At 72.8% G+C, this 23,995-nt stretch carries 17 protein-coding genes; 6 read left to right on the plus strand and 11 right to left on the minus strand.

Annotated features, from left to right (window positions below; genetic code table 11):
- The first annotated feature begins 58 nt into the window (after positions 1-58).
- Both QF032_RS07540 and ptsP read left to right on the plus strand, forming a co-directional pair.
- Positions 59-508, plus strand: a complete 450-nt coding sequence (locus QF032_RS07540) for a PTS sugar transporter subunit IIA (protein WP_307055506.1) — start codon at positions 59-61, stop codon at positions 506-508.
- Positions 509-587: 79 nt separating this feature from the next.
- Positions 588-2,258, plus strand: a complete 1,671-nt coding sequence (gene ptsP, locus QF032_RS07545) for a phosphoenolpyruvate--protein phosphotransferase (RefSeq protein ID WP_307041026.1) — start codon at positions 588-590, stop codon at positions 2,256-2,258.
- Between the two features lie 92 nt (positions 2,259-2,350).
- Here the strand turns inward: ptsP and QF032_RS07550 are convergent, their stop codons facing one another.
- Both QF032_RS07550 and QF032_RS07555 read right to left on the minus strand, forming a co-directional pair.
- The gene (locus tag QF032_RS07550) at positions 2,351-3,244 is read right to left on the minus strand and encodes a hypothetical protein (RefSeq protein ID WP_307041028.1); all 894 of its coding nucleotides are present in this window, start codon (positions 3,242-3,244) and stop codon (positions 2,351-2,353) included.
- A gap of 229 nt (positions 3,245-3,473) precedes the next feature.
- A complete protein-coding gene (locus QF032_RS07555; RefSeq protein WP_307041030.1) occupies positions 3,474-5,441 on the minus strand; it encodes an acetoacetate--CoA ligase in 1,968 nt (655 codons plus the stop codon).
- A gap of 214 nt (positions 5,442-5,655) precedes the next feature.
- On the opposite strand from QF032_RS07555, the gene QF032_RS07560 reads away from it, so the two are divergent.
- The gene (locus tag QF032_RS07560; RefSeq protein WP_307055508.1) at positions 5,656-8,016 is read left to right on the plus strand and encodes a TIM-barrel domain-containing protein; all 2,361 of its coding nucleotides are present in this window, start codon (positions 5,656-5,658) and stop codon (positions 8,014-8,016) included.
- A gap of 18 nt (positions 8,017-8,034) precedes the next feature.
- Here the strand turns inward: QF032_RS07560 and QF032_RS07565 are convergent, their stop codons facing one another.
- Positions 8,035-8,571: an NUDIX domain-containing protein gene (locus QF032_RS07565; RefSeq protein WP_307055509.1), complete on the minus strand. Its 537-nt coding sequence runs from the start codon at positions 8,569-8,571 to the stop codon at positions 8,035-8,037.
- 205 nt (positions 8,572-8,776) lie between these two features.
- Here QF032_RS07565 and QF032_RS07570 point away from each other — a divergent pair, with 205 nt between their 5' ends.
- Entirely contained in the window at positions 8,777-9,202 is a 426-nt protein-coding gene (locus QF032_RS07570; RefSeq protein WP_307049967.1) for a Zn-ribbon domain-containing OB-fold protein, read from the plus strand.
- On the plus strand, positions 9,199-10,389 hold the full coding sequence (locus QF032_RS07575) for a lipid-transfer protein (RefSeq protein ID WP_307055511.1): 1,191 nt from the start codon (positions 9,199-9,201) through the stop codon (positions 10,387-10,389). Before QF032_RS07570 ends, QF032_RS07575 begins: the two co-directional genes overlap by 4 nt.
- Before the next feature lie 27 nt (positions 10,390-10,416).
- On the opposite strand, the gene QF032_RS07580 is transcribed toward QF032_RS07575, so the two are convergent.
- The 4 genes from QF032_RS07580 to QF032_RS07595 form a co-directional block, all read right to left on the minus strand.
- A complete protein-coding gene (locus QF032_RS07580; RefSeq protein WP_306954040.1) occupies positions 10,417-11,022 on the minus strand; it encodes a GTP-binding protein in 606 nt (201 codons plus the stop codon).
- A gap of 108 nt (positions 11,023-11,130) precedes the next feature.
- Positions 11,131-11,526 (minus strand): DUF742 domain-containing protein, encoded by a 396-nt coding sequence (locus QF032_RS07585; protein WP_307041036.1) that lies wholly within the window; start codon positions 11,524-11,526, stop codon positions 11,131-11,133.
- Positions 11,527-11,535: 9 nt separating this feature from the next.
- Positions 11,536-11,967 (minus strand): roadblock/LC7 domain-containing protein, encoded by a 432-nt coding sequence (locus QF032_RS07590; protein WP_306954038.1) that lies wholly within the window; start codon positions 11,965-11,967, stop codon positions 11,536-11,538.
- Positions 11,964-14,825 (minus strand): sensor histidine kinase, encoded by a 2,862-nt coding sequence (locus QF032_RS07595; RefSeq protein ID WP_307049969.1) that lies wholly within the window; start codon positions 14,823-14,825, stop codon positions 11,964-11,966. Before QF032_RS07595 ends, QF032_RS07590 begins: the two co-directional genes overlap by 4 nt.
- Before the next feature lie 420 nt (positions 14,826-15,245).
- Here QF032_RS07595 and QF032_RS07600 point away from each other — a divergent pair, with 420 nt between their 5' ends.
- Positions 15,246-15,845 (plus strand): hypothetical protein, encoded by a 600-nt coding sequence (locus QF032_RS07600; RefSeq protein ID WP_307041037.1) that lies wholly within the window; start codon positions 15,246-15,248, stop codon positions 15,843-15,845.
- 60 nt (positions 15,846-15,905) lie between these two features.
- On the opposite strand, the gene QF032_RS07605 is transcribed toward QF032_RS07600, so the two are convergent.
- The 4 genes from QF032_RS07605 to QF032_RS07620 all read right to left on the minus strand — a co-directional run bounded on the left by QF032_RS07605 (position 15,906) and on the right by QF032_RS07620 (position 23,902).
- Positions 15,906-20,546: a hypothetical protein gene (locus tag QF032_RS07605; RefSeq protein WP_307055513.1), complete on the minus strand. Its 4,641-nt coding sequence runs from the start codon at positions 20,544-20,546 to the stop codon at positions 15,906-15,908.
- A gap of 81 nt (positions 20,547-20,627) precedes the next feature.
- Complete coding sequence (locus tag QF032_RS07610) at positions 20,628-21,506, minus strand: hypothetical protein (protein WP_307041038.1); 879 nt, start codon at positions 21,504-21,506, stop codon at positions 20,628-20,630.
- Positions 21,507-21,588: 82 nt separating this feature from the next.
- Complete coding sequence (locus QF032_RS07615; RefSeq protein WP_307055514.1) at positions 21,589-23,115, minus strand: hypothetical protein; 1,527 nt, start codon at positions 23,113-23,115, stop codon at positions 21,589-21,591.
- A 58-nt stretch (positions 23,116-23,173) separates the two neighbouring features.
- Entirely contained in the window at positions 23,174-23,902 is a 729-nt protein-coding gene (locus tag QF032_RS07620; protein ID WP_307041040.1) for a GntR family transcriptional regulator, read from the minus strand.
- Between the last annotated feature and the right edge of the window lie 93 nt (positions 23,903-23,995).

Genomic DNA, 23,995 nt, shown 5'->3' on the forward strand with positions numbered 1-23,995 from the left:
CGCCTTCGTGGACAGGCAGTGACGGCCCATGTACATCTCCACCCCTGGGAGGCCCCCCATGACCACCGTGATGTCCCCTCTCGCAGGACGCGCCATCGGACTGGCCGCTGTGCCGGATCCGGTCTTCTCCGGGGCCATGGTCGGCCCGGGAACGGCGATCGACCCCGTGCGTGAGCCTTCCGAGGCCGTGGCCCCCGTGGACGGGGTCATCGTCTCCCTCCACCCCCACGCCTTCGTCGTCGTCGACTCCGAGGGGCATGGCGTGCTCACCCATCTCGGGATCGACACCGTGCAGCTCAACGGCGAGGGCTTCGAGGTTCTCGTGAACAAGGGCGACACCGTGACGCGTGGGCAGAGCATCGTGCGCTGGAATCCGGACGCGGTCGAGAAGGCCGGCAAGTCCCCGGTCTGCCCCGTCGTCGCCCTCGAGGCGACCGCCGACTCGCTTCGCGAGCTCCGCGAAGACGGCGACGTGAAATCCGGCGACGTTCTCTTTTCCTGGCAGTGACACCGCCGTCCTCATGACGAAGGCGCGCAGGACAACCACCGCGGCGGCGGGGCCCGCCGCACTAACGGAGACGGGTGAGATGGAGACAACGCTGCGAGGCGTCGGCGTGAGTCACGGTGTGGCGATCGGCGAGGTTCGGCACATGGGTACGGCGGTGCTCGAACCGCCCGCGAAGCAGATACCGGCGGAGGAGGCGGAACGCGAACAGGGGCGCGCCCGCAAGGCCGTGGAAGCTGTGGCAGCCGACCTGACGGCGCGGGGCAATCTGGCGGGAGGCGAAGCCCAGGCGGTGCTCGAGGCCCAGGCCATGATGGCCCAGGACCCCGAGCTGATGGTCGACGTGGACCGGCGAATCGCCGTCGGCAGCACCGCCGAGCGCGGTGTGTACGACGCTTTCGCCGCCTATCGCGAACTGCTCGCGGGAGCCGGGGAGTATCTCGCCGGACGTGTGGCCGACCTCGATGACGTGCGGAACCGTATCGTCGCCCGTCTGCTGCGGGTCCCCATGCCGGGGGTCCCGGACAGTGACGAGCCGTACGTGCTGGTCGCGAGGGATCTGGCGCCCGCGGACACGGCGCTCCTGGACCCCACTCTGGTGCTCGGTTTCGTGACCGAGGAGGGCGGCCCGACCAGTCACAGCGCGATCCTCGCCCGTGCCCTGGGAGTGCCGGCTGTCGTGGCCCTGCCCGGAGCGGGTGAACTGGCCGAGGGCACGATGATCGCGGTCGACGGCAGCACCGGCGAGATCTTCGTGAACCCGAGCCACGAGAAGAAGGCGGAGCTCGGGGCGGCCGCCGCAGCGCGCAGGGCCGCGCTGGCTGCTTCGACAGGACCGGGCGCGACCGCCGACGGCCACAAGGTGCCGCTGTTGGCGAACGTCGGCGGGCCGGCGGACGTCGCGGCCGCCGTCGAGGCCGGGGCGGAGGGTGTGGGGCTCTTCCGCACCGAGTTCCTCTTCCTAGACGACAGCAAGAACGCGCCGACCGAGGAGAAGCAGGTCGAGGCCTACCGTCAGGTGCTGGAGGCCTTCCCCGAGGGCCGCGTCGTCGTGCGCGTGCTGGACGCCGGCGCGGACAAGCCTCTCGAATTCCTGACGCCGGCCGACGAACCCAACCCGGCGCTGGGCGTGCGCGGACTGCGGACGCTGCTGGACCACCCGGACGTCCTGCGGACCCAGCTGACGGCGCTGGCAAAGGCCGCCCACGGTCTGCCGGTCTACCTCGAGGTCATGGCTCCGATGGTCGCCGACCGCGCCGACGCAAAGGCTTTCGCGGACGCGTGCCGGGAGGCGGGGCTCCGCGCGAAGTTCGGCGCGATGGTCGAGATCCCGTCGGCCGCTCTGCGGGCTCGCTCCATTCTGCAGGAGGTGGAGTTCCTGTCCCTGGGCACGAACGACCTCGCGCAGTACACGTTCGCCGCCGACCGGCAGGTGGGTGCCGTCTCTCGGCTGCAGGACCCGTGGCAGCCGGCGCTGCTGGACCTCGTCGCGCTGTCCGCCGAGGCGGCCAGGGCCGAGGGCAAGAGCTGCGGTGTCTGTGGCGAGGCCGCTGCTGATCCGCTGCTGGCGTGTGTGCTCACGGGTCTGGGGGTCACCTCTCTCTCCATGGGGTCGGCGTCGATTCCCTATGTGCGGGCCGCCCTGGCGAAGTACACGATGGCGCAGTGCGAGCGTGCCGCGGCGGCCGCGCGAGCGGCGGACAGCGCCCAGGAGGCTCGGCAGGCGGCGCAGGCCGTCCTGTCCGGCGAGTAGCACGGTGGCCGGCTCCGGTTACGGGTCTGCCGGGTGAGCAGGGGCGCTCCGCCTTCGGGTGGGGCGCCCCTGCCGCGTGGAGCGGTCCTCGTTCAGTGGTGGTGGCCCGGTGTCGGGCCTTCTGTGCCGAGCGGAGGCGGGAAGCAGTAGTCCACGCCGGACTCGGGCGAGATGAGGTCGCCCGACTCGACGTCGGTGCAGTAGGCGTCGAAGACCTCCCCGGCGGTCAGGGGTTCGAGCCCGTCCCCGCGCAGGCGCCATCCGTAGATCTGGTCGGAGGCTCCGGGTGCGGTGGTGCGCATGACCAGGCCGCCCGGGCCCTGGTTGGCGAGGCCGAGGGCGAGGACGGTGGTGAACTCGAGCGCTTCGGCCTCGTCGAACTGTGTGGCGCCGCAGCTCTCCGCGTCCGCGTGGAGGACGGCGACGAGGGTTTCCGGGGCCGCCGTGACGCTGCAGACGAGGTGTCGGTCGCCGGGTGGGGCGGTGTCGAGGATGCGGGCGACAAGAGCCGTCGCCCGGGTGAAGGCGGCGCGGCCGATGTCCTCGCCGCAGGTCGCGCAGGCTCCGAGGCGGGCCAGCAGGGTGGCCGCGTACTCCCAGGTCGCCCGTCGGACGGCTTCGTCGACGAGGGCGGGTACGAGGTCGGCGAGGGGCTGCCCCTCGTAGGGGATGGTGGGGCCCGTGGTCGCGAGTTCGGCGGTGAAGCGGGTGCGGTGGGCGGGGGTGTCGGGGTCGAGCGCCCTGTCGGCGCAGTACTCGGCGTATTCCTGCGGGTCGAACAGGGCCACGGTGGTGTGGGTGCCCTGCAGGGCGCGTGTCCTCAGGAGGTCTTCCACCTGCTGGAGGTAGGTGGCGTGATCGTCGAAGGTGAAGGTGCGGTAGTGCCGCATGGCTCGGAAGTCGTGTTCGTCGGTGAGCAGGCCGATGGTGCCGGCGATCTCGCGGCGCAGGACGCGCCGCATGGCCTGGTGATCGGTGTGTGCCATGTTCTCCCCCGGTGTGAGCGGTCGATCTATGCTCACTCACAGTAATCGAGGGCACTGACAGTGAGACCGGCGCTGAGTCGACACCCGTCGGCGATCGAGGGGAACATGCAGGTCAAAGTAATCTGAGGGCTCGAGACGGCCGGATCGGAGGATGTGGCCGAGCGTGATGGTCCGTCGACGGGGGGCGGTGCGGCGGCGTCGTCGGACGGGGCGCCGCACCGGCAGGCGTTCAGGCCCGCTCGCGGGCGAGGCTCTCGTAGAAGTGCAGAAGGTCGAGGTTGTCGATGGAGCCGGGGTTGACGGCCTTCTCCAGGGGCGTGCCCTGCAGGAGTCGTTTGACCGGGACCTCGATGCGTTTGCCGGTGAGGGTGTGCGGCACCCCGGGCACCTCGATGACCTCGTCCGGGACGTGGCGCGGCGAGAGCTGGTCGCGGATGGACTGTTTGATGCGGCCGAGGAGGGCATCGTCGAGGGCCGCTCCCGGGGCGAGGTGGACGAAGAGCGGCATCCAGTAGCCGCCGTCGGGCTGCTCGACGCCGATGACCAGGGATTCCTTGATCTCGGGGAGCCGTTCGACGACCTCGTAGATGTCGGCGGAGCCCATGCGCACGCCTTGGCGGTTGAGCGTGGAGTCGGAACGGCCGTGGATGACGACGGAGCCGCGTGAGGTGATGGTGATCCAGTCACCGTGGCGCCACACGCCGGGGTAGGTGTCGAAGTAGCTGTCGTGGTACCGGCTGCCGTCCGGGTCGTTCCAGAAGCGGACCGGCATCGAGGGCATGGGGTTGGTGACGACGAGTTCGCCCACCTCGTCGATCACGGGGTGGCCGTTCGGGTCCCAGGACTGCAGGTCGGTGCCGAGCCCCGGCGCCTGGAGTTCGCCGGTGTGGACAGGCAGCGTGGGCACGGCTCCGGCGAAGCAGGAGCACACGTCGGTGCCTCCGCTGACGCTGGCGATCCAGAGGTCGTCGCGCACTTCGTCGTGCAGCCAGCGGAAGCCGTCGGGCGGCAGGGGGGACCCGGTGGTGGCGACGCACTGGACCGTGGAGAGGTCGAAGTCCCGCGCGGGGTGCACCTCCGCTTTGCGGCAGGCCATGACGTAGGCCGCGGAGGTGCCGTAGAGGGTGGCGCCCGTGCGTTCGGCGATGCGCCACTGGGCGCCCGTGTCGGGATAGCCGGGGCTGCCGTCGTACAGAACGATCGTCGTGCCGGTGAGGAGGCCGGACACGAGGAAGTTCCACATCATCCAGCCGGTCGAGGTGTACCAGAAGAAGCGGTCCTCGGGGCCCAGGTCGCAGTGCAGGCCGAGCTGCTTGAGGTGCTCGACCAGGATGCCGCCCTGGGACTGGACGATGGCCTTGGGAAGTCCCGTCGTGCCGGACGAGTAGAGCACCCACAGGGGGTGGTCGAAGGGGACCTGCTCGAAGACGGGTTCCTCTTCCGAGGCGGTCAGGGCCGCCCAGTCCAGGGCTCCCGGGGGAGGCTCCGTGCCCAGCACGGGGATGTGGACCACCGCGCGCAGGGTGGGGAGTTCGGCGCGCAGTTCGGCGACGACGTCGCGGCGGTCGTGCTCCTTGCCGCCGTAGCGGTAGCCGTCGACGGTGAACAGGACCACGGGTTCGACCTGCTGGAACCGGTCGAGGACGCTGCGGGCGCCGAAGTCGGGGGCGCAGGAGGTCCACACGCCGCCGACGGCGGCCGTGGCGAGGAGGGCCACCACGGCCTGCGGGATGTTCGGGAGGTAGCCGCTGACCCGGTCCCCGGGGCGGACGCCGAGGGCGCGCAGTTCGCCGGCCAGAGAGCCGACCTGGCGGCGCAGCTCGGACCAGGTGACCGGCGTCGGTTCGTGGGTCTCGTCGACATACAGCAGGGCCGGTTCGGCCGGGCGGGTGGCGGCCGCGCGCAGGGCATGCTCGGCGTAGTTCAGCGTCGCGCCGGGGAACCACCGGGCGCCGGGCATGGAGCGGTCGTCGAGCACGCGCGCGTAGGGCGTCGAGAACCGGACGTCGAACCATTGGGTGACGGCCGTCCAGAACGTCTCCAGCTCGTCGACCGACCAGCGGTGCAGGGCCGGATACCCGCCCTGGGACGGGGCTCCGTGGTGCTCGGCCGCCCAGGTCTGGAACTTCGTGATCTGGGCCCGGGCGATGCGCTGGGGATCTGGCCGCCACAGCGGCTCGGGGTTCACTGTCGGCATGGGGCGGCTCCCGGACTCGGCGCGTCGTGTGCGTCACCCGCGCACGAGCTGGGGTGGTGCGCGTGACGCGGCTGACACGGACGATGCCATGTGATCGACTTCAGCACCAGGGTGACCTCCACACAGTCCGTGTCGTGAAGATGTGGTCCGGCCACGGATGAACGGAAGTTGAACGACCCGCGCGTGCGGCGCGGTCAGTGACAGGGTGAACAGCATGGACGGTCGTGACCTGGTGCGTTCGATGAAGGCGGTCGGCTCCTCGGGAGCCGCCCAAGGGTTGCGCACCGTCCGGGCCGCGTGGCGCAGGAGGCGGGTCGACGCCGCCGCCCTGCCGGGACGAGGACCCGAGCGGGCGCGGGTGCCGGGCCAGGTGCTGGAGGCGGAGCCGGGGCCCGGCGGGGGGACGCTGCGGTTCGGCCGCTCCGTGCTGAGGATCCACGTCGCCGTGAACGGGGCCGTCTTCTGGGGCTGGGACGGCGCGGAGCCGGAACCGTCGTACGCGCTGGCCGGCCGCTGTCCGGAGCCGGACCCGCGGGCGGTGCTCGAGCCCGACAAGGACGGCGGCTGGCGGGTCGTCGCCGAGCGGGTCACGATCGTGGTCTCACGGCATGGCGCCGTAGAGGTGTGCACGCCGGGGGGCGTTCTGCTGCGCCGCGATCTGCCGCCCCGGTGGTGGGAGCCGCTGGACGGTGGGCCGGGACGCTGGCTGCAGCGCTCGGAGGTGGCGGCGGACGCCCGCTTCTTCGGTCTCGGCGCCAGGACGTCCGGGCCCCGGCTGCGCGACGGGTCGTACCGGCTGTGGAACACGGACCCCGGTGCTGCGGTCGATCGCGGGGACGACCCGCTCCACCTCACGATGCCGGTGCACCTGGTGGTGGCCGACGCCTCCACCCATCTGGTCTTCCACGACACGTCGTGGGACGGGACGGTGACGCTGCGGGAGGGTGCGGAGGGGGCGGGGTCCGGGCACGACCGTCCCGGCGCCTGCGAGGTGCGGATGGACGGGGGCCCGCTGCGCTGCTGGGTGATCGTGGGCACCCCCGCGCGCGTACTCCTCGCCTGGGCGTCGCTCACGGGTCCGCCGGCGGTGCCGCCCGCGTGGGCGCTCGGTCATCATCACGCGCGGTGGGGGCGGGGCGGCGAGCAGGAGTTGCGCGAGATCGTGACGGGCTACCGCGAGCACGGTCTGCCGCTCGACTCCGTGCATCTCGGCATCGACCACACGGATGAGCACCGGGTGTTCACGGTCGACCAGGACCGCTTCCCGAAACTGCCGGTGCTGGCCGAGGAGTTGCGTCAGGACGGGATACATCTGGTGTCGGTCGTCGGCCCCGCGGTCCGGGCCGAGGCGGGCAGCGCGGTGTACGACGGCGGGGTCGCCGAGGACGCGTTCGTGCGGGAGCCGTCGGGGCGGCTCGTGGAGGGTGTCGTGGGGCCCGGGGAGTCGGTGTTCCCGGATTTCACGCACGCGCGGGTGCGTGCGTGGTGGGGAGGTCTCTACGCCGAGCGGGTGGGGCAGGGGTTCGCCGGTTTCTGGCACTCCATGGACGAGCCCGCGTCGTGGGCCGCGTTCGGGGAGTCGACGCTGCCCCGGTCGGCTCGGCACGCGCTGGAGGGGCGGGGCGGTGATCACCGGGAGGCGCACAACGTGTACGCGCTGTGCATGGCCCGGGCGGCCTACGAGGGGCTGCGGGAGCTGGTCCCGCAGGAGCGGCCGTTCGTCCTGGCGGGGTCCGGATGGGCGGGCCTGCAGCGGTACGGCGGCACCTGGTCCAGGGAAGTCGCCCCGGGCTGGTCCGGGCTGCGGGCCTCCCTGTCTCTGGTGATGGGGCTCGGGTTGTGCGGGGTGCCGTACTCGGGGACGGACGTGGGCGGCGTCGACGGCGGTTCGACACCCGAGCTGTATCTGCGCGGGTTGCAGCTGGGCGCTTACCTGCCGCTGTTCCGCACGTACGCGCATCCGCGCGTGGGGCTGCGGGAGCCGTGGGAGCTCGGTCCGGAGATGCTGGAGCACGTGCGCGAGGCCCTCGTCGGGCGCCTGCGGCTGCTGCCGTACTTCGTGACGCTGGCGCATCAGGCCCGGCGTACGGGTGCTCCGTATGTGCGGCCGGTGTGGTGGGGGTCTCCCCGGAACCGGGCGTTGCGGGACTGCGAGGACGCCTTCCTGCTGGGGGAGAGCCTCCTGGTCGCCCCCGTGCTCGCACCGGGGGTCGACCGGCGGCCGGTGCAGCTGCCGAGGGGGCGCTGGTACGACACGGCGACGGGACGGGCCTACCGGGGACCGGGTCAGGTGGTGGTGGACGCTCCGCTGTCACGTATCCCGGTGCTCGCGCGCGCGGGGGCCGTCGTACCGGTACGGGGGGACGGCGGTGGACTGGAGCTGGAGGTGTGGGCGCCGGCCCGTGGGCGGACGGGCGGCGGCCTGGTGGTGCGGGAGCCGGGCGACGGCCGGCGAGAGCCGGAGATCGAGCGGTATGCCGTCCGCTGGGAGGGTTCCCGGGTGGTCGTCGAGCGGGAGGGCGAGGACGGCGTGCACACACCGTCCTGCCCGGTGCGCGTACGCGGGCTGGGCTGACGACGGACCGCGCGGGCCTCAGATGTAGCGGCCCTCGAAGAACGCCCGCACGGCGAGCGTGTGCAGCGGGAAGGCCACCTCCTCCGCCCGGCGCAGGAGGTGCCAGCCCTCGGTCTCGTCCGTGGCGGCGGAGGCGGGCAGCCGGTCGGCGGGCCGCTCCGGGAGGAGCCCGAACAGCAGCAGATGGCCGTCGGGAGAGCTCATGGCGTCGGCCAGCCGCACGTCGCGGGGGGCGGCGTCGATGCCGGTCTCCTCTTTGAGCTCGCGCGCGACGGCATGCCGCCAGTCCTCACGGTCGTCGATGAATCCGCCGGGCAGGGCGATGCCTCCGCGCGCGGGATCGATGGTTCGGGTGATGACGACCAGGGCGGTGCCCTTCGCGTCGTACACGGGCTGGAGCGCGACGGCCACCGGCAGCGGGTTGCGGTAGGCCACGGCGGTGCAGGCCCGGCAGGTGCGGGGCCAGCCGGTGGCACCCTCCCCGTAGGGCGCTCCGCAGCTCGAACAGTGGGAGTCGCGCGCGGAGTTCGACGTAGCGTGCAGATTTTCGGACACGCGGCGGAGCGTATCCGATCTTGCGGAGGGTGGGGTACGGGGGCGGTCGGGCGCCGGGAACCCGTGAGGACCGCGGCGGGGGAGCCGAGCCCCGCGAAGTCCGCGTCCTGCCTTGTCCCTGCCCAATCGCGGGTGGGCGTGGCACAATCTGACGTTCCGTCAGTTCCGTGTCCGGGAGGCATTCTTGTCACGTACACGCACGCCCGTGGTCGCCGGGTGGTTCACCGGAGAGGGAGACGGCTTCCGGCTGCTCGGGACGCGCTGTGCGGCGTGCCGGTCGGTCTTCTTCCCCCGGGAGGACACGTACTGCCGCAACCCGGGCTGTTCGGGCGGCGACCTGGAAGAGGTCCCGCTGTCGCGGCGCGGACGTGTCTGGTCGTACACGGACAGCCGGTACCGGCCTCCGTCACCGTATGTGACCGATCCGGAACTTCCGTGGGAGCCCTACGCGTTGATCGCTGTGGAGCTGGAGTCCGAGCGGATCGTGGTGCTGGGACAGGCGGTTCCCGGGATCACCGTCGCCGATCTGACGGTGGGCATGGAGGTGGAGGTCGTCCCGGGTGTGCTCGACGAGGACACGGGGACGACCTGGACGACCTGGTGGTGGCGGCCTGCGGGGGTGGCGCGATGACGGCGGACGTGGCGGTGCTGGGCGCGGGGATGCATCCGTGGGGGAAGTGGGGGCGCGGCTTCGTCGAGTACGGCGTGCAGGCGGCGCGTGCGGCCCTCGCGGACGCGGAGGTGGACTGGCCGGAGATCGGCTCGATCGTGGGCGCGGACACGGTCCGGGGCGGATATCCGGGCTATGTGGCCGGGGCCACCTTCGCCAAGGCCCTGGGGTGGCAGGGGGCCAAGGTCACCAGTGTGTACGCGGCGTGCGCGTCGGGGGCCCAGGCGATCGACACGGCGCGGGCGCAGATCCTCGCCGGGATGGCGGACGTGGTGCTCGTGGTGGGCGCCGACGCCGCGCCCAAGGGATTCTTCCGGCCTGTGGGAGGCGACCGTCAGGACGACCCTGACTGGCTGCGGTTCCGTGTGCTCGGCGCGACCAACCCGGCGTACTTCGGGCTGTACGCGCGTCGGCGGATGGCGGTGCACGGGGACACCCTCGAGGACTTCGCGCAGGTCAAGGTGAAGAACGCGGCTGTGGGGGCGTTGAATCCGAACGCGCGCTACCGAAAGCGGGTCACGGCCGAGGAGGTCGCCGCGTCCGCGGTGGTCTGCGATCCGTTGCGGTTGCTGGACATCTGCGCGACCTCGGACGGCGGGGCCGCGCTGGTGCTGTCCAGCATGGAGTTCGCCCGGCGGCGGGGTGTCGCCGACCCGGTGCGGATCAGGGCCGTGTCCACGGTGACGCCCCGGTACCCCCACACCGTGCTGGACCTGCCGGACATCGCGACCGACTCGGCGGCGGGGGCCGAGCCGGCCGGTGAGCCCTTCCGGGCGTCGATCGCCCGAGCCGCTTACGAGGAGGCGGGCATCGGCCCTGAGGACCTGTCGCTCGCCGAGGTCTACGACCTCTCCACCGCCCTGGAGTTGCAGTGGTACGAGGATCTGGGGCTGTGCGGCGGCGGTGAGGCCGCGAAGCTGCTCCGGGAGGGCGCGACCTCGCCGGGCGGGCGGATACCGGTGAACATGAGCGGTGGGCTGGCCTCCTTCGGGGAAGCGGTGCCGGCGCAGGCGATCGCCCAGGTGTGCGAGGTGACGCGGCAGTTGCGGGGGCAGGCGGGCGATCGTCAGGTCGTGGGCGCCCGTGTCGCCCTCACCGCGAACCAGGGGCTGTTCGGTCACGGTTCGGCGGTGGTCGCGGTGCGGTGAGGGGCGGTCGTGAGCCGGGGCCCGCTCTCAGGTGGTGACGGTCTGGCGGTGTTCGGCGCCGAAGTCCATGGCGTGCTGGACGACGCCGACCAGGACGTCGCGGACCGACCTGCGGTCGCGGGCGTCGCACAGCACCACGGGCACACCGTCGTCGAGGTCGAGGGCCCCACGCACGTCCTGCTCCGGGTAACGGGCGGAGCCCTCGAAGCAGTTGACGGCGACGAGGAAGGGAATGGAGCGCCGCTCGAAGTAGTCCACGGCGGCGAAGCAGTCCCCCAGCCGGCGGGTGTCGGCGAGCACGACGGCTCCCAGGGCCCCCTCGGACAGCTCGTCCCACATGAACCAGAAGCGCTCCTGGCCGGGTGTCCCGAACAGGTAGAGCACCAGGTCCTCGCGCAGCGTGATGCGCCCGAAGTCCATGGCCACCGTGGTCGTGTGCTTCCCCTCGACGCCGGTGGTGTCGTCGACCGGACGGCCCGCCTCGGTGAGGTACTCCTCCGTGCGCAGCGGTTTGATCTCGCTGACGGCACCGACGAGGGTGGTCTTGCCCACGCCGAAACCACCCGCCACCAGGATCTTGAGCGTGACGGGCTCGACGGGCGGCTTGCCGCGCTCAGAACGCCCGAAGATCATCGGTTGCTTCTCCTGCTCGGTGGCTTGACTGGGGGGTGTTCCGCCGCGGGCCCCGGCCCGCGGCCGCCGGCCGGTCACGTCGTCGTCCGCGTTCCACTTCGGTGGTGCTCACAGCGCCCGGAGGCCGTTGATCACGTCGCGCAGAATACTCTCGTCCGGCAGTTCGGCCGGGGGCACCGGCCGGTTCACGTGGACGAACTCGGCGTCCACGAGGTCGCCGACGAGAACCCGCACCACGCCGATGGGCAGATTGAGTTCGGCGGCCAGTTCGGCGACCGACTGGGGCGCCTCCCTGCACAGGTCCACGATGTCCACGTGCTCGGGGGACAGTGAGGAGTCCGCGTCCGGATCGTCGGCGTGGGGCTCGACGACGACGAGCGCGATCAGGTCGAGGCGGTGCTGGACCGCACTGGTGGTGCGGCCGCGCGTCATGGCGTACGGACGGACGACCGGTCCGGCCTCGTCGTCGAACCAGTGACTTCTTCCCTGACCCTCTGTGCTCATGCCGTCTCACTACCCGCCGGAGGGCAGATCGGTGCGCGGAGTGGTGGCCAGATGTACGCCGACCCGCTTGACCAGCAGCGTCATCTCGTACGCCACGAGGCCCACGTCCGAGTCGGCGTCCGAGAGGACGGCGAGGCAACTGCCGTCACCGGCCGCCGTGACGAACAGGAAGGCGTCGTCGAGTTCGACGACGGTCTGGCGGACGCTGCCGGCCTCGAAGTGGCGGCCCACGCCCTTGGCGAGGCTGTGGAATCCGGAGGCGACGGCGGCCAGGTGTTCGCCGTCCTCCCGCGTCAGGTCCTTGGACACCCCTGTCGCCAGGCCGTCGCCGGAGAGGACGACTGCCTTGCGGATGCCGGCGACCCGGTCGACGAGCTCGTCGAGGAGCCAGTTCAGCTCGCCGTTGTGGGTGGTGTGGTCGGTCGCCTTCGGTGCGGTCATCGACCGTCCCCCTTTGTCGTTCCTCGTGGTGCTGTGCCGCTGTGGGCGTCGTCGCCCGCGGCGTTCTCTACGCGGCCGCGCTGCCAGCCGCGCTGGAGCGAGGCCATGCGGCTGCGGACCTCGTCGGCGTCGCGGTCGGCGGGATCCGCCGGCTTCGGCGCCTGGGGAGCCTGGCCCTGCCTCAGCTGCGGCGCCAGGTTCGCCTGCCGCACGCGTCGGGGCAGTGCTCCGGTCCCTGAGGCGCCGGTGGCGCCCGTCGGCGCAGCGGCCGGTTCCGTGCTTCCGGCGACGCCGTCGGGGCCGCCTTCGGACGCCGACGGCTGACGGACACGGCGCGGAAGCAGCGGCGGCGGGGAAGACTGGGCCGGACCACGGCCCGGATGCTCCGGCAGGGCGGGACGCTCGGGCGCGCCGCCGTTGCGGGGTATCTGGGCCGTCGTGCCGCGGCGGCGCGACGGCAGGGGTGCCGGACCCTCGTCCACCGGGCGGCGGGAGCCTTGCCGAACCGGGGTCTCCGCGTCGGTGTCGGCACGCAGCGGCCGCGGTTCCGGCACCGGACGGCCGTGCGAGCTGACCAGCTTGGGCGTCCGGCGACCGGGCAGCAGCGGGACCGGCGCGGCGGGGTCGTCGGCGGGCTTCGCCGGGTCGCCGAGACCGCCGGCCGGTGCGCGGGAGTGGTCGACGGCGTGGGCCGCGGGGTCGTCGTCGCGGGTGAGGGAGCGGCGTGGGCGGAACAACCCGCCGTGGTCGTCGTCCTCGTCGTCCAGGGCGGCGGGGAAGCCGCCGAGGGCGTTCAGGTCGACCGGCGCCTCCAGTTCGACGGGGCCGTCGAGCATGGAGACCGGCATGCCGGGGAGCTGCGCCGCGGCCGGGGACAAGGCGGGCCTGCGGGACTCGGCCGGCTCTGCCTCCTTCGGGGGCCGGGGGCGGTCGAGCCGGAACCCGATGCCGTTGGTGTCGGGGACGTCGTCGGTCAGCAGGGCGTCGGGGATGAAGACGACGGCGGTCGTACCGCCGTACGGCGAGGGCTGCAGGGAGACGCGGACGTTCTGCCGTTGGGCGAGGCGGCTGACCACGAACAGTCCGAGGCGGTCGGTGTCGGACAGTTCGAACTCGGGTGTCTCGGCGAGCCGGAGGTTCGCCTCCAGAAGCGCTTCGGGCGCCATGCCGAGACCACGGTCGTGGATCTCGAGGGTGAAGCCGTTGGCGACCCGGTCGCCGAACACCTGGACGGCGGTGTGCGGCGGGGAGAACACCGTGGCGTTCTCCAGGAGTTCGGCCACCAGGTGCGTGAGGTCGGCGACGGCGGGGCCGGTCGCGGCGAGCCGTGGCAGGCGGCGGACCTCGATGCGTTCGTAGTCCTCGACCTCGGCGACCGCGGCGCGCACGATGTCCATGAGCTGGACGGGCTTGCGCCACTGCCGGGAGGGGGCTGCGCCGGAGAGGATGACCAGGCCCTCGGCGTGCCGGCGCATGCGGGTGGTGAGGTGGTCGAGGCGGAAGAGGTCGGCGAGCTCCTCCGTGTCCTCGGTGCGGCGCTCCATGGTGTCGAGCAGGGTGAGCTGCTTGTGCAGCAGTACCTGGCTGCGACGGGCGAGGTTGACGAACACCTCGGAGACCCCGGAGCGCAGTTCGGCCTGTTTGACGGCGGCCTCGACCGCGGCGCGCTGCAGGGTGTTGAGGGCCTGGCCGACCTCGCCCATCTCGTTCTTGTCGTACTCCAGCCGCGGCACCTCGGTCTCGACGTCGACCTGTTCGCCCGCCGACAGACGGCGCATCACGCTGGGCAGTCGCACACCGGACGCCTCGTGGGCGTCCAGTCGCAGCTGACGCAGGTCGCGGATGAGGCCGCGGCCGATGCGCACGGACAGGACGAGGGAGACGAGCAGGGCGATCAGCCCGAAGACGCCCGCGACGACCGCCTTGACGATGACCTCGATCGCCACCGGCCGAACACGGTCCTGGTAGCGGTCGTTGGCCTGCTCGTCCAGGGCGCCGAGTTCGGCGAGGACGTTTCCGGCCGCGGTGTCCCAGTTCCGGGCGCTGACCCCGCGGGGCAGGTCGTCGGACGTGCCGCCGATGACGGCCTGTTCGGCCGCGCGCAGCGTGGCGGTGGTGGCGTTCTTCCAGAAGCTCTCGTAGCGCTGGCGCTCCGCGGCGGGCAGTTGGGCGAGGCTGATCTCGTAGAGCACCTCGCGCTGGGCCACGAGGTCGGAGACCTCACGGGTCTCCTCGCGGCGGAGCCGGCCCACCACCAGGGCGGAGCCGAGCAGCGCGTCCTCCCGGGAGAGCAGTTCACGCGCGCGGGCGACACTGACGAGGGCCCGGTACTGCTTGTCCATCTCCACGCTGTCGACCACGTCCAGCTTGGACAGCAGGGTGTAACACGGGTCGATCAGCTGGGTGTAGAGGTTCAGCGCCTGGTTCCGGCTGACGGTGCGTTCCTCGACGCTCCGGCGCAGCGAGTCGATGCCGTCGAACCCGTCCAGCACCACGGTGAGGCCCTCGGCGTCGTCCTGGTCCAGGACGTCGCGCACGTCGGGGTCCTGCGCGTTGCTGCGGATCTCGGCGAGCGCCTCGTCGGTGGAGGTCCGGGTACGGCGCAGCGCGGTCAGCGCGTCGGAGGCGCGGGGGTCGGCGAGGTAGACGAGGGTCTGCCGGCGTTCCTGCTGGACGACCCGGACGGTGTCCTCGAGGGGGTAACCGACTTTCTCCACGACGGCCGACACGGTGAACAGCCGACTCGCCTCGCGGCCTGTGAGTACCGTGGCGAAGCCCCAGACGGCGGTCAGGGACACCAGCGGCACGAGAAGCAGCGCCACGATCTTCCGGCGGATCGACTTCCCGCGAAAGCGCATGGCCTCCCCCAGCTCGAACCCCCACCGGTCGGGGGTACGCATGTGCGTCAACAAACGGCGAGAGCCTACTACCGACACACAGTTAACTCGAAGAGCCGTCCGGAACCTGAACTTCCGCACCGAGGGCGAGACATGGCGTGTTGTCCGAAAATTACGGGAGATGACATCCCCGGAAAAGGCCTGTCGAGCCCGGACGGATCCGGTCGACTCCGCACACTAGTTGGCCAGAATTTTTCGCAACGAGGGAACAATCAGGGCACGTCGATCGTCCTTCTCCATGGGAGCTGGGGGCGGAATCGGCCACACGAGCCGTGGGCCGCACCTGGGCGGCGTAATTCAGCGCAAGCCGGGCAGCCACTGGGGAGCCGGGTCTTCGACTCGGAGGCGAGCGGTCTGCTGGCGGTGGGGAGTGACACGGTGATGGGCACGGCGGAGCGGCGTGAGGCGTCCGAGGACGGTGCGGCGGCGGGCGGTACGGCGCTGCGGGACCCCGTGGCACCGGAGGACGACAGCCCGAACAGGCAGGTGCGTACGGAGCGCGCGGCGAGCGCGGGCGGGTCGGCAGACCGGGGCGGGCGGGCGGCCGCCGGCGCCGGGGCGGACTCCACTGCGCGACAAGCGCGGGTCGCCTACCGGCCGTTGTGGGTGGAGGAGCCGGCGAAACGGCGCCGCATGCCCGACCCGGTGCGTACGGCGGCCGTGCGCGCGGTGCTCGTCATCGCCGTGACGCTGATTCAGGCGATGGTCGCCTTCCTGTGCACGCTGGCCGGGTCCTGGCTGGCCTTCCCCATGGTGATCAGCAGTGTGGTCAGCACGGTGCTGGCCACCTGGGGCGCGCTCGACGTCTGGGTGACCCGGCAGGTGTGGAACCAGCGCAACGGTGTGGTGTCGACGCCGAGCAGCACCGCGCGTGCCCTGCGACGCGAGCAGCGCAGGGCACGGCGACAGGAACGGACCGCGCAGCGGGCGCAGGAGCGGATACACCGGCAGAGCGGCGCCGGACAGCTGTCTCACCCCTGATGCCGCAGGCCCTTCTCCGGGGAGAGCAAGCCTGCGGATCTCCTTGAGCCGTACGGCTGGTCAGCCGGCGTTCGGTGCGGGCCGTTTGTACATCCGCGTCGCCGTGATCTCGCTGTGCGCCTGCACCGCGTCGCCGTCCGCCGCCGGGGTCTGCTGCGGCAGACCCGGCCGCAGATGTTCCTCGACGCTGATGTATTTCAGGCCTGCCCGCAGGTCGGCGTCATTGCGCAGACGGATGACCAGCGGGAACTCCGCGAGGGCCGTGGTGTCGAACAGGCCGGTGGTGTAGAGGAGCTGCACTCCGAGCGCGTCCGAGACCGCCCTCTGGAGTTCCAGCAGATAGGTCGCGTTGGCACGCCCGATGGGGTTGTCGAGGAACAGCGTGCCGGCGTGCCGGTGCTTGTCCCTGCCCCGGTCGTTGCTCCTCAGGGCCGCCATCGTGCAGTACAGGGCGATGGCCGCGGTGAGCAACTGGCCGCCGGAGAACACGTCGCCCATCTGTCCGACGGGGACGCGCTCCGCCCGCAGGACGGCGTCCGGCTTGAGGATCTCGACCGCGACTCCTCTGGGCTGCAGGGCCGCGCCGACCCCGCGCAGCAGCAGCGACATGCCGTCACGCCGCAGGTCGGAGTTCTTCTTCACGGCCGCGCGGGTCGCTTCGTCGATGACCTCGCCGAGCCGCTCGACCAGGGTGGCCTGGTCGGGCTCCTCGAAGCGGATCCGCAGGAACTCCTGTCCGGACCACTCGCCGAGCCCCTCGGGCAGCCGGGAGAGCCGCTGGGCCGAGCGCAGCGTGGCGAGCGCGGACTCGACGAGCCCCCGCAGGCGGTCCACGATCGAGTCCCGGTTGCGCTCCAACTGCGCCAGTTCGTCCGTGAGGACGCGCAGCCGGGGGGCGAAGGCGTCCGCCCACTTCTGCGCGTGCTCCGGCAGCGCGGAGGCGGGAAGTTCGCGGATCTGCTGGCGCGCGGGGGTGCGTACCTGCTCGTAGCGTGTGGAGTTGGCGTGCCGGACGAGCACGTCACTCGCCTCGCGTACCGCCGACTCCGCGGCGGAGAGGTCGGCGGCGCAGCCGCGCAGCGAGCGGCGGGCCTCGGCGGCCGTCCTGCGCGCCTCCTCCAAGGCGCCGGGGTAGGGCTCCGTCTCCTCCTGCTCTTCCTCCGGGGTGTGTTCGCGCAGCAGGTCGCGGAGCATCGCGGCGATCTCGTCGAAGCCGCCGGCCGCGTCCTCGGCGGCGCGGTGGGCGGCCAGGAGTTCGGCGTGCGCCTCGCGTGACCGGTCCAGGGCCTCGGCGCGGGCGGCGAGTTCGGCGGTCGCGGTGCGCAGCAGAGCCTGGGCGTGCTCGGCGTCGCGGGGTCGGAGTTCCTCGGCCAGCTCGGTGTGCGCCTCGCCGTCCTCGGGCGCGAGCCGCTCGTGTTCGCCGCGCAGCCGTCCGAGCTGCTCGCTGGCGGTGGACATGCGGGTCTCCAAGAGCTGCACCAGCTCCTCCGCGCGTGCGGCGGCGGCCTGCCGGGAGGGTCCGTCGGAGCCGTCGGGCGACTGGAGCAGCTGTTCGGCGCGGGTGCGGACCTTGTTGCTGAGCCGGTCCAGTTCGGTGCGGGCGGCGCTCTCGTCGCTCTCCGCCCGGGCCTGTTCGGCGCGCAGGTCGGCGCCGACGCCGACCTTCTCGTACAGCAGGGACGCGGCCCGGTAGGCCTCGCGCAGCGCGGGCAGGGACGTCGTGGGCGCGGCCGTGCCGTCCTGCGGGACGTCGTCGGGGGCGCCGGCGATCTCGGCGCGCTCGGCGCGCAGCGCTCGCGCGGTGCGGCGGGCGTCGTCCGCGGCGCGCTGGGCGCCGCGCCGGTCCTCGTCGGCGGCCCGGGCGCGCTCCAGGCAGGACTGGGCGCGGGCCTCCGACTCGGCTGCCTCGTCGGCGAGTTCACGGACCTTGACCTGCCAGCCGGCGCGTTCGCGCAGCCGGAAGGCCAGTCCGGCGAGGGCGTCGGCGGTCCGCCTGGCGCGCTGCGCGGCCTCCTGGTGCTCGTCGCGGGCCTGGGCGGCTTCGGCGGCGCTCTCCTCGGTCTCCGCGCGCACGCTGCGTGCCTCGGCCAGCTCGGCCTCGGCCTCCTCGGCGAAGGCGCGTGCCTCCGTGGCGGCCCGGGCCAGCTCGGCGAGCCGCCCGGCCGGACAGCCGGTCCGCCAGGACGCGAGGCGCGCGGACAGCTCGCGGTCCTTGGCGAGCCGCCCGGCGAGTCGGCGGATGTCCTCGTCGCGTTCGGTCGCCCGCGCGCGCAGCGCCTGCCGCTCCTCGTCGGCGGCGTGCTCGTCGTGCATGGCCGGGTTCGGCGGGACGAGGAAGACCTCGCTCAGGGCACCGCCGTCGGGGTCGGCCGGCGGGGTCGGGGCGAGCAGGGCGGCGGCGGTGCCGACGGCCACGGCGGAACGCGGCAGCAGTGCGGCGTCGCCGAGCGCCTCACGCGCGCGTGCGTGGGAGCCGGGGTCGGTGATGATCACGCCGTCGACCAGTTCGGGCCGGGCGGCGAGGACACGGGCGTGGTCGGCGGGGTCGACGGCCTGGGCGAGGTAGCGCCAGCCGGGCAGGGCGGGAATGCCGTGCTCGCCGAGGAATTCGACGGTGGCCAGGACGTCCGGGCCGGGCGGCAGCAGTCCGCCGTCGCCGAGGGCGCCGAGGATGCGGGAGTCGTCGGCGGCGGCGGTCCGCAGGTCGAAGAGCTGCCGTTCCGCGGAGGAGACGGCGTCGTCGAGGAGTTCTCGCAGTTCGTCGGCGCAGCGGTCCAGGTCCTCGGGGGTCAGCGCGGAGCCGCCGTCCGGCTCGCCGTCCTGCCGGGGCTGGGGGATCCGGGGGCGTGTTCCGCGGCCGGTCAGCCCGAGCAGTTCCGCGAGGCGTTCCTCGTCGGCCAGGGATTCGGCGAGCCGCCGCTCGGCCTCGTAGGAGCGCCCCGCGCCCGTGGCCGCGTCGGCGGCCCGGGCGGCGGTGAGCTCTGCGCGGGACTCGGCCGAGGCGGCCTCGCGCGCGTGTTCGGCGGCCCGCGCCGAGGTTTCGCGGGCGGTGTCCCAGGCGGCGACGGCCGTCTTCTCGGCGTCGCTGGCGGCGAGGGCCGCGCGGGCCGGGTCGGCGTCGGGGGCGCTGTCGTCGAGCCAGCCCGCGCGTACGGCTTCGGCGGTTTCCTGTTCGACCTCGGAGAGCCGCTGGCGCAGGTGCCCCACCTCGCTGCGGGCGCGCTGGGCGTCGGTCGCGGCGGACGTGGCGTCGCGGTGGGCGGACTCGCCGACCTCCTGGAGTGCGGCCGAGCGCTCCTCCTCCTCGTTGGCGAGGGTCTCGGCGCTGTCGGCGGCGGCGTGCAGGGCACGGACGAGGTCGACGGCGGCCCTGGCGCGGGCGGCGAGCGCGGGGGCGGCGTCGCGCTCCGCTTCCTGGATCGCGGCGGACACGCGCGCGACACGGTCGGCGGCGGCCCGGTGGCGCAGCACGGCCTCGGCGGCCTGCCAGGCAGAGTGCAGGGTGCGGGCGTCGGCGAGTTCGCGCTTCTGCGCGGCGGCGGACTTCTCCGCGGCGGCGAGCGCCAGCGACGCGTGCCGGAAGGCGAGTTCGGCGGCGATCAGCGCGCTGCGCTCCCGTGCGCCCTCGGAGTGCGTGACGGCGTACGCGGCGGCGGTGACCCGCTGGGCGAGGTCTCCCGCCCTTGTCCTCTCCCGCCCGCCCCGCGCGGACAGCCGGCGGGCCAGCGCGCGGGTGCGCCGCTCGGCCGCGGTGTGGACCTCACGCGCGCGTGAGCGCGATGCGGCAGCCTCGACGATCCGCCCGAGCAGGTCCGCCGACCCGGCGGTGAAGTCCCGTTCGGCGATCAGCTCGGCACGTCGGCCGAGCTTGTTGCCGAAGCCGCTGACCAGGTCGGCGAGTCCGTCGGTGTCGCGTGTGTCGGTGACCGCGCGCAGCAGCAGGTCGGTGAAGTCGGAGTCCTTCTTGACCGCGAAGAGGCCGGCGGCCTCGCCCTCGTCGGCGTTCATCTCCCGCTGGTAGCGGAAGAGCTCCGGGTCGAGGCCCAGTTCGCCGAGGTGCTCGATCCAGCGGTCGTGGATCTCCTCCCAGTGCACCTCCAGGTGCGGATACGCCTTTCCGGCCTCGGTGATGGCGTCCCGGAAGCCCTTCATGGTGCGCCGGCGGCCCTGCGCCCCGGAGGCGCCCTCGACGGGCGGGCGGACGGCCGTGGCCTCCGCGACGGGCAGGTTGTCCAGGCTCAGCCCGGGCCCCGGCCGGAACGAGTACCAGGCCTCCGCGAACTTCCGCGGGTCGTTGGACACCTGCCGCCCGCGCCACTCGCTCGCCTTGCCGACGACCACGCACTCGCCGGTGAGCACGTGCTGCCACTCGAGCGCCACATGCCCGCAGTCGTCGGCGAGCAGGAACTTGCGCAGCACCCCGGAGCTGGCGCCGCCGAGGGTGTTGCGGTGACCCGGCAGCATCACGGAGAAGATCAGCTTGAGCAGGACGGACTTGCCGCCGCCGTTCTCCAGGAAGAGGACGCCCGCCGGGGCGGGCCGGCGCGGCGGGCCGACCGGCTCCTCCTCGAAGAACTCCGCCTGGGTGGGCGCGGGGTCGGGCACGACGTCGCCGACGCCCCGCAGGTCAAGCACGGTGTCGGCGTAGCGCGCACCGGCGGGACCGATGGAGTAGAGGCGGACCCGGGACAGCTCGTACATGGCGGACTCTCGTAAGTCTTCGGCAGAACAGGGGGGTTGAGGAGCCCTGAGGAGAGGGCGGGGCCTCGCGGGTGCGGGGCCTCAGGAGTGGAACGGCAGGCCGGCGTCGGCCACCAGTTCCAGATCGTCGCTCTCCTCGGCGGGCAGCAGCGTCGGGGCGCCGTCGGTGACCGGGACGACGCCCAGCTCCAGCAGTTCGGCCATGGCGGCGGCGCCCGCCATGTCGCGTACCTGGAGCTGGTAGCGGGCGGTGGTCCGGTAGGTGCCGCCGCTGTCGTCGCCGGTCCGCTGCAGGAAGCCGGAGTCGGTGAGGAAGGCGACGGCCTTGCCGACGATGCCGGTGGTGGAACCGGCGAGTCTGCGCGCGTCCTTGGTGGCGCCGGTGGCGCTGCGTCTGGCCCAGATCCGCCAGGCGGCCTCCAGGCCGGGGGCGTCGCTCGCGGGGTCGGTGTTCTCGCCCTGCTGCTCCGCCCGTTCCTCCAGCCGGCGGCAGGCCTGCCGTACGAAGGCGTCGACGCCGTTGACGCTGACCCGCCCGATGTAGCCGTCGTCGGCCAGGTCCTCGGGTCGCGGATAGGCCATCGCGGCGACGGCGAGGTGCGCGAGGCCGTGCAGGAAGCGGTCGCCGCCGTCGGCGGAGGTACGACGCGCGTAGTCGCCCATGCGGACGGCGAAGACCGAGTCCTCGGCGGCCGTGACCGCCATGCCCGCGCGCGGGGACACCTCCAGCACGATCAGCCCCAGCCCCGCGGCGACGGCGTCGGCGAGCCGCGCGAACGCCGGGTCCTCCCGGTGGCGCCGCAGCAGCTCGGCGTACTCCTGGTCGCGCGCGGGCTGCAGTCTGGGCTGCAGCCCGAAGGCGACGAGCCGCGCCGCGTCGGCGGCGTCGGCGGGGGTGACGGCGGTGTGCGCCGCCGGAGCGGGTGCCTCCGTGTCGCTCCACTCGACGTGCTCGGTCACGGCTTCGGCTCCTCGGTGTGCGTGGGCATGTGCGTATACGTGGGCGTGGGCGCGGGCTCGTGCCTGCGGTGGCCGGGCCGGCTCATGCCGCCTCCGTGCGGTCCGCCGCCATCCCCGCGGAGTCGAGCAGCGCGGTGCCGACGATCAGGTCGGCCCCGCCGAATTCGGGGTCGTCCAGCTCCGTCCCGTCGTCGACGGCGAAGAGCAGTCTCTCCTCGCCCTGCCGGTAGGCGGTGCCGACCGCGGGGCTGGCCGCGTGCACGGCCAGCAGGGCCACCAGGTAGGGCAGTTCGGGGTCGGATCGACGCGCTTCGGCCAGCAGCCCGGACAACCGGCGCGGGGCGTCCGCGGGCAGGTCGAGCAGGATCATGGCGGCGGCCAGTTGTTCCTCGCTGAACCGGCTGTCGTCCGGGGTGGCGATGAGATCCGGTTCCGGCATCTCCGCTCCGAGGGGCTCGCGCTCCACCGGCGGGGTCAGCAGCAGGTCGACGAGATCCCCCATCCGCACGGCTCCCGGTGTGCGCAGACCGGTCCCCCGGGCGAAGAACGCGTCGGTGACGCGGACGGCCTGCTCCAGCGGCAACGGCAGCACGGGGCTGACCAGGTGCCCGTAGAGGTCTATCCCCGACGAGGTCATGGGGGTGGCGAAGGCCTGCCGGTCCTGCTCGGCGCGGAACAGCGGGCCGGCCTCCAACAACCGGGACTGCAGCTGGGTGTGGCGGCGGATGCAGTCCTTGACGATGTCGACGAGCTCGGCGGCCCGCCGCTTGTTCTCGGCGTCCTCGATCTCGTCGCGGGCCTTGCGGATGTTGGTGAGGATCGCGTTCTCGTGGCGGTAGCGGTCGGCCACGTGGTCGAGGGCCTCGGCGATCATGTCGGGCACGGCGTTGAGCCAGTCCACCGCGCGCACGTTGCGCCGGGTCGCCTCCAGGGCGCGGCGCAGCGTCTCGGAGTACTGCACGGTGCGGTAGCGGGCCTGTTCGGCGGCGAGCTGGGCGTCGGCGAGACGGCCGCGGCGGATGAGCACCTCGAGCTTGACCTCGGCGGCGATCTGCGCGCTGGTGACATCGGTGTCCAAGGCCCCGACGAGGACGTTGACGGCCTCGTCGGTCGTCCGGAGGTAGACCGCGCCGCCGTAGCCGGGGACCTCCTCGATCAGCTTGAAGTCGTAGTCACGGCGCACGTAGGTACCGTCGGGCGCGAACGTGCCGTAGGCGGCGCGGAAGCCGCGGTCGACGCTGCCCACGTTGATCAGGTTCTCCAGGACCCAGCGGGCCACCCGCTCGTGCTCGGCGACGGGCCGCCGGGGCGCCTGGGCGGCGATGCGCGGCAGCAGACGGGCCACTATCTGCTCGTGGTCGGCGCCGGTGTCGAAGTCCATGTTCAGCGTGACGAGGTCGATGGCGGCGAGCGCGATCTCCGCCATGCCGTAGACCGAGTACTCGCCCGCGAGGTTGGCCTTGCGCGCGTCGAGGTCGTGGATCGGCGCGGTGCAGGCGAGCGCGCGCAGCCGCCGCGCCAGCCCCTCGTCGGCGGCCGGGCCCAGTGCGGGGCGCGGCGCCGCGCTGAGCTGGGGCGGAACACGGTCCGTCGAAGCAGGCGAAGTCACGCTGCACAGACTAGGTCCTCGGTCTGACATCGACCCAAACGACGCAGAGCGACCGCCGTCACGAGGCCGCGAGAGGACCGCGGTCGTCGTGCGGGGGCTCCTCGCCCACGCGCCGCCGGTAGGCCTCGACCACCCGCTGGAGCGAGTCGGCGAGGTACACCTCGAGCAGCCTCTCCGCCTCGGCGCGGTCGCCGGCCTCGAGGGCCTGCAGGATCTGGCGGTTGCGCTGGAGGTAGGGCTCGTGCAGCCGGCGCGGGTCCTCGACGAGGTGGAAGGCCAGGCGCAGCTCGGCGAAGACGCTGCGCATCAGCTCGTCGGTGCGTGCGCTCTCGGCCAGGGCCACCAGTTCCCGGTGGAAGTGGAAGTTGGCGGTGCCCAGTCCCTTCCAGTCGTTCTCGAGGGTCGCCACCTGCCCTTCGGTGACCGCCGCCCGCAGGGCCTCCAGCGCGTACGGGGGCTCGCCCAGCCCCCGGACGACGGCGCACTCGACGAGCGCGCGGGTGCGGTAGATGTCCTCGACGTCCTGCACGGTCAGGACCCGGACGAACACCCCCCGGTTCAGCTCGTGGACGAGCAGGCGCTCATGGGTGAGCAGCCGGAACGCCTCGCGCAGCGTGTTGCGGGAGACCCCCAGCGCCCCGCCGATGCTGTCCTCCGAGAGCCGTGTGCCCGGCGGGAAGTAGCCCTCGGCGATGCGACTCCTGAGGATGTCCGACACCCGCTCGGCCGTGCTCGTACGGCCCAGGAGGGCGCGGTCGTCGGCCAGTGCGGCCAGCTGCTCTGCCATGCACGGAATTCAATCGCAGACAGAAGAACGAGACAACAGGGGTATTGAAGGATCGTTCAACGATCCTCTACCTTCCTTTCATGGCACCGCCCG

It is taken from the genome of Streptomyces achromogenes (genome assembly GCF_030816715.1).
In the GTDB taxonomy this organism is placed as follows: Bacteria; Actinomycetota; Actinomycetes; order Streptomycetales; family Streptomycetaceae; genus Streptomyces; species Streptomyces achromogenes_A.

Excerpts from the sequence above, each read along its gene's own strand:
- QF032_RS07540 (WP_307055506.1), top strand. The coding sequence starts at position 59 with ATGACCACCGTGATGTCCCCTCTCGCAGGACGCGCCATCGGACTGGCC.
- ptsP (WP_307041026.1), top strand. The coding sequence starts at position 588 with ATGGAGACAACGCTGCGAGGCGTCGGCGTGAGTCACGGTGTGGCGATC.
- QF032_RS07550 (WP_307041028.1), bottom strand. The coding sequence starts at position 3,244 with ATGGCACACACCGATCACCAGGCCATGCGGCGCGTCCTGCGCCGCGAG.
- QF032_RS07555 (WP_307041030.1), bottom strand. The coding sequence starts at position 5,441 with ATGCCGACAGTGAACCCCGAGCCGCTGTGGCGGCCAGATCCCCAGCGC.
- QF032_RS07560 (WP_307055508.1), top strand. The coding sequence starts at position 5,656 with ATGGACGGTCGTGACCTGGTGCGTTCGATGAAGGCGGTCGGCTCCTCG.
- QF032_RS07575 (WP_307055511.1), top strand. The coding sequence starts at position 9,199 with ATGACGGCGGACGTGGCGGTGCTGGGCGCGGGGATGCATCCGTGGGGG.
- QF032_RS07580 (WP_306954040.1), bottom strand. The coding sequence starts at position 11,022 with ATGATCTTCGGGCGTTCTGAGCGCGGCAAGCCGCCCGTCGAGCCCGTC.
- QF032_RS07585 (WP_307041036.1), bottom strand. The coding sequence starts at position 11,526 with ATGAGCACAGAGGGTCAGGGAAGAAGTCACTGGTTCGACGACGAGGCC.
- QF032_RS07590 (WP_306954038.1), bottom strand. The coding sequence starts at position 11,967 with ATGACCGCACCGAAGGCGACCGACCACACCACCCACAACGGCGAGCTG.
- QF032_RS07595 (WP_307049969.1), bottom strand. The coding sequence starts at position 14,825 with ATGCGCTTTCGCGGGAAGTCGATCCGCCGGAAGATCGTGGCGCTGCTT.
- QF032_RS07600 (WP_307041037.1), top strand. The coding sequence starts at position 15,246 with ATGGGCACGGCGGAGCGGCGTGAGGCGTCCGAGGACGGTGCGGCGGCG.
- QF032_RS07605 (WP_307055513.1), bottom strand. The coding sequence starts at position 20,546 with ATGTACGAGCTGTCCCGGGTCCGCCTCTACTCCATCGGTCCCGCCGGT.
- QF032_RS07620 (WP_307041040.1), bottom strand. The coding sequence starts at position 23,902 with ATGGCAGAGCAGCTGGCCGCACTGGCCGACGACCGCGCCCTCCTGGGC.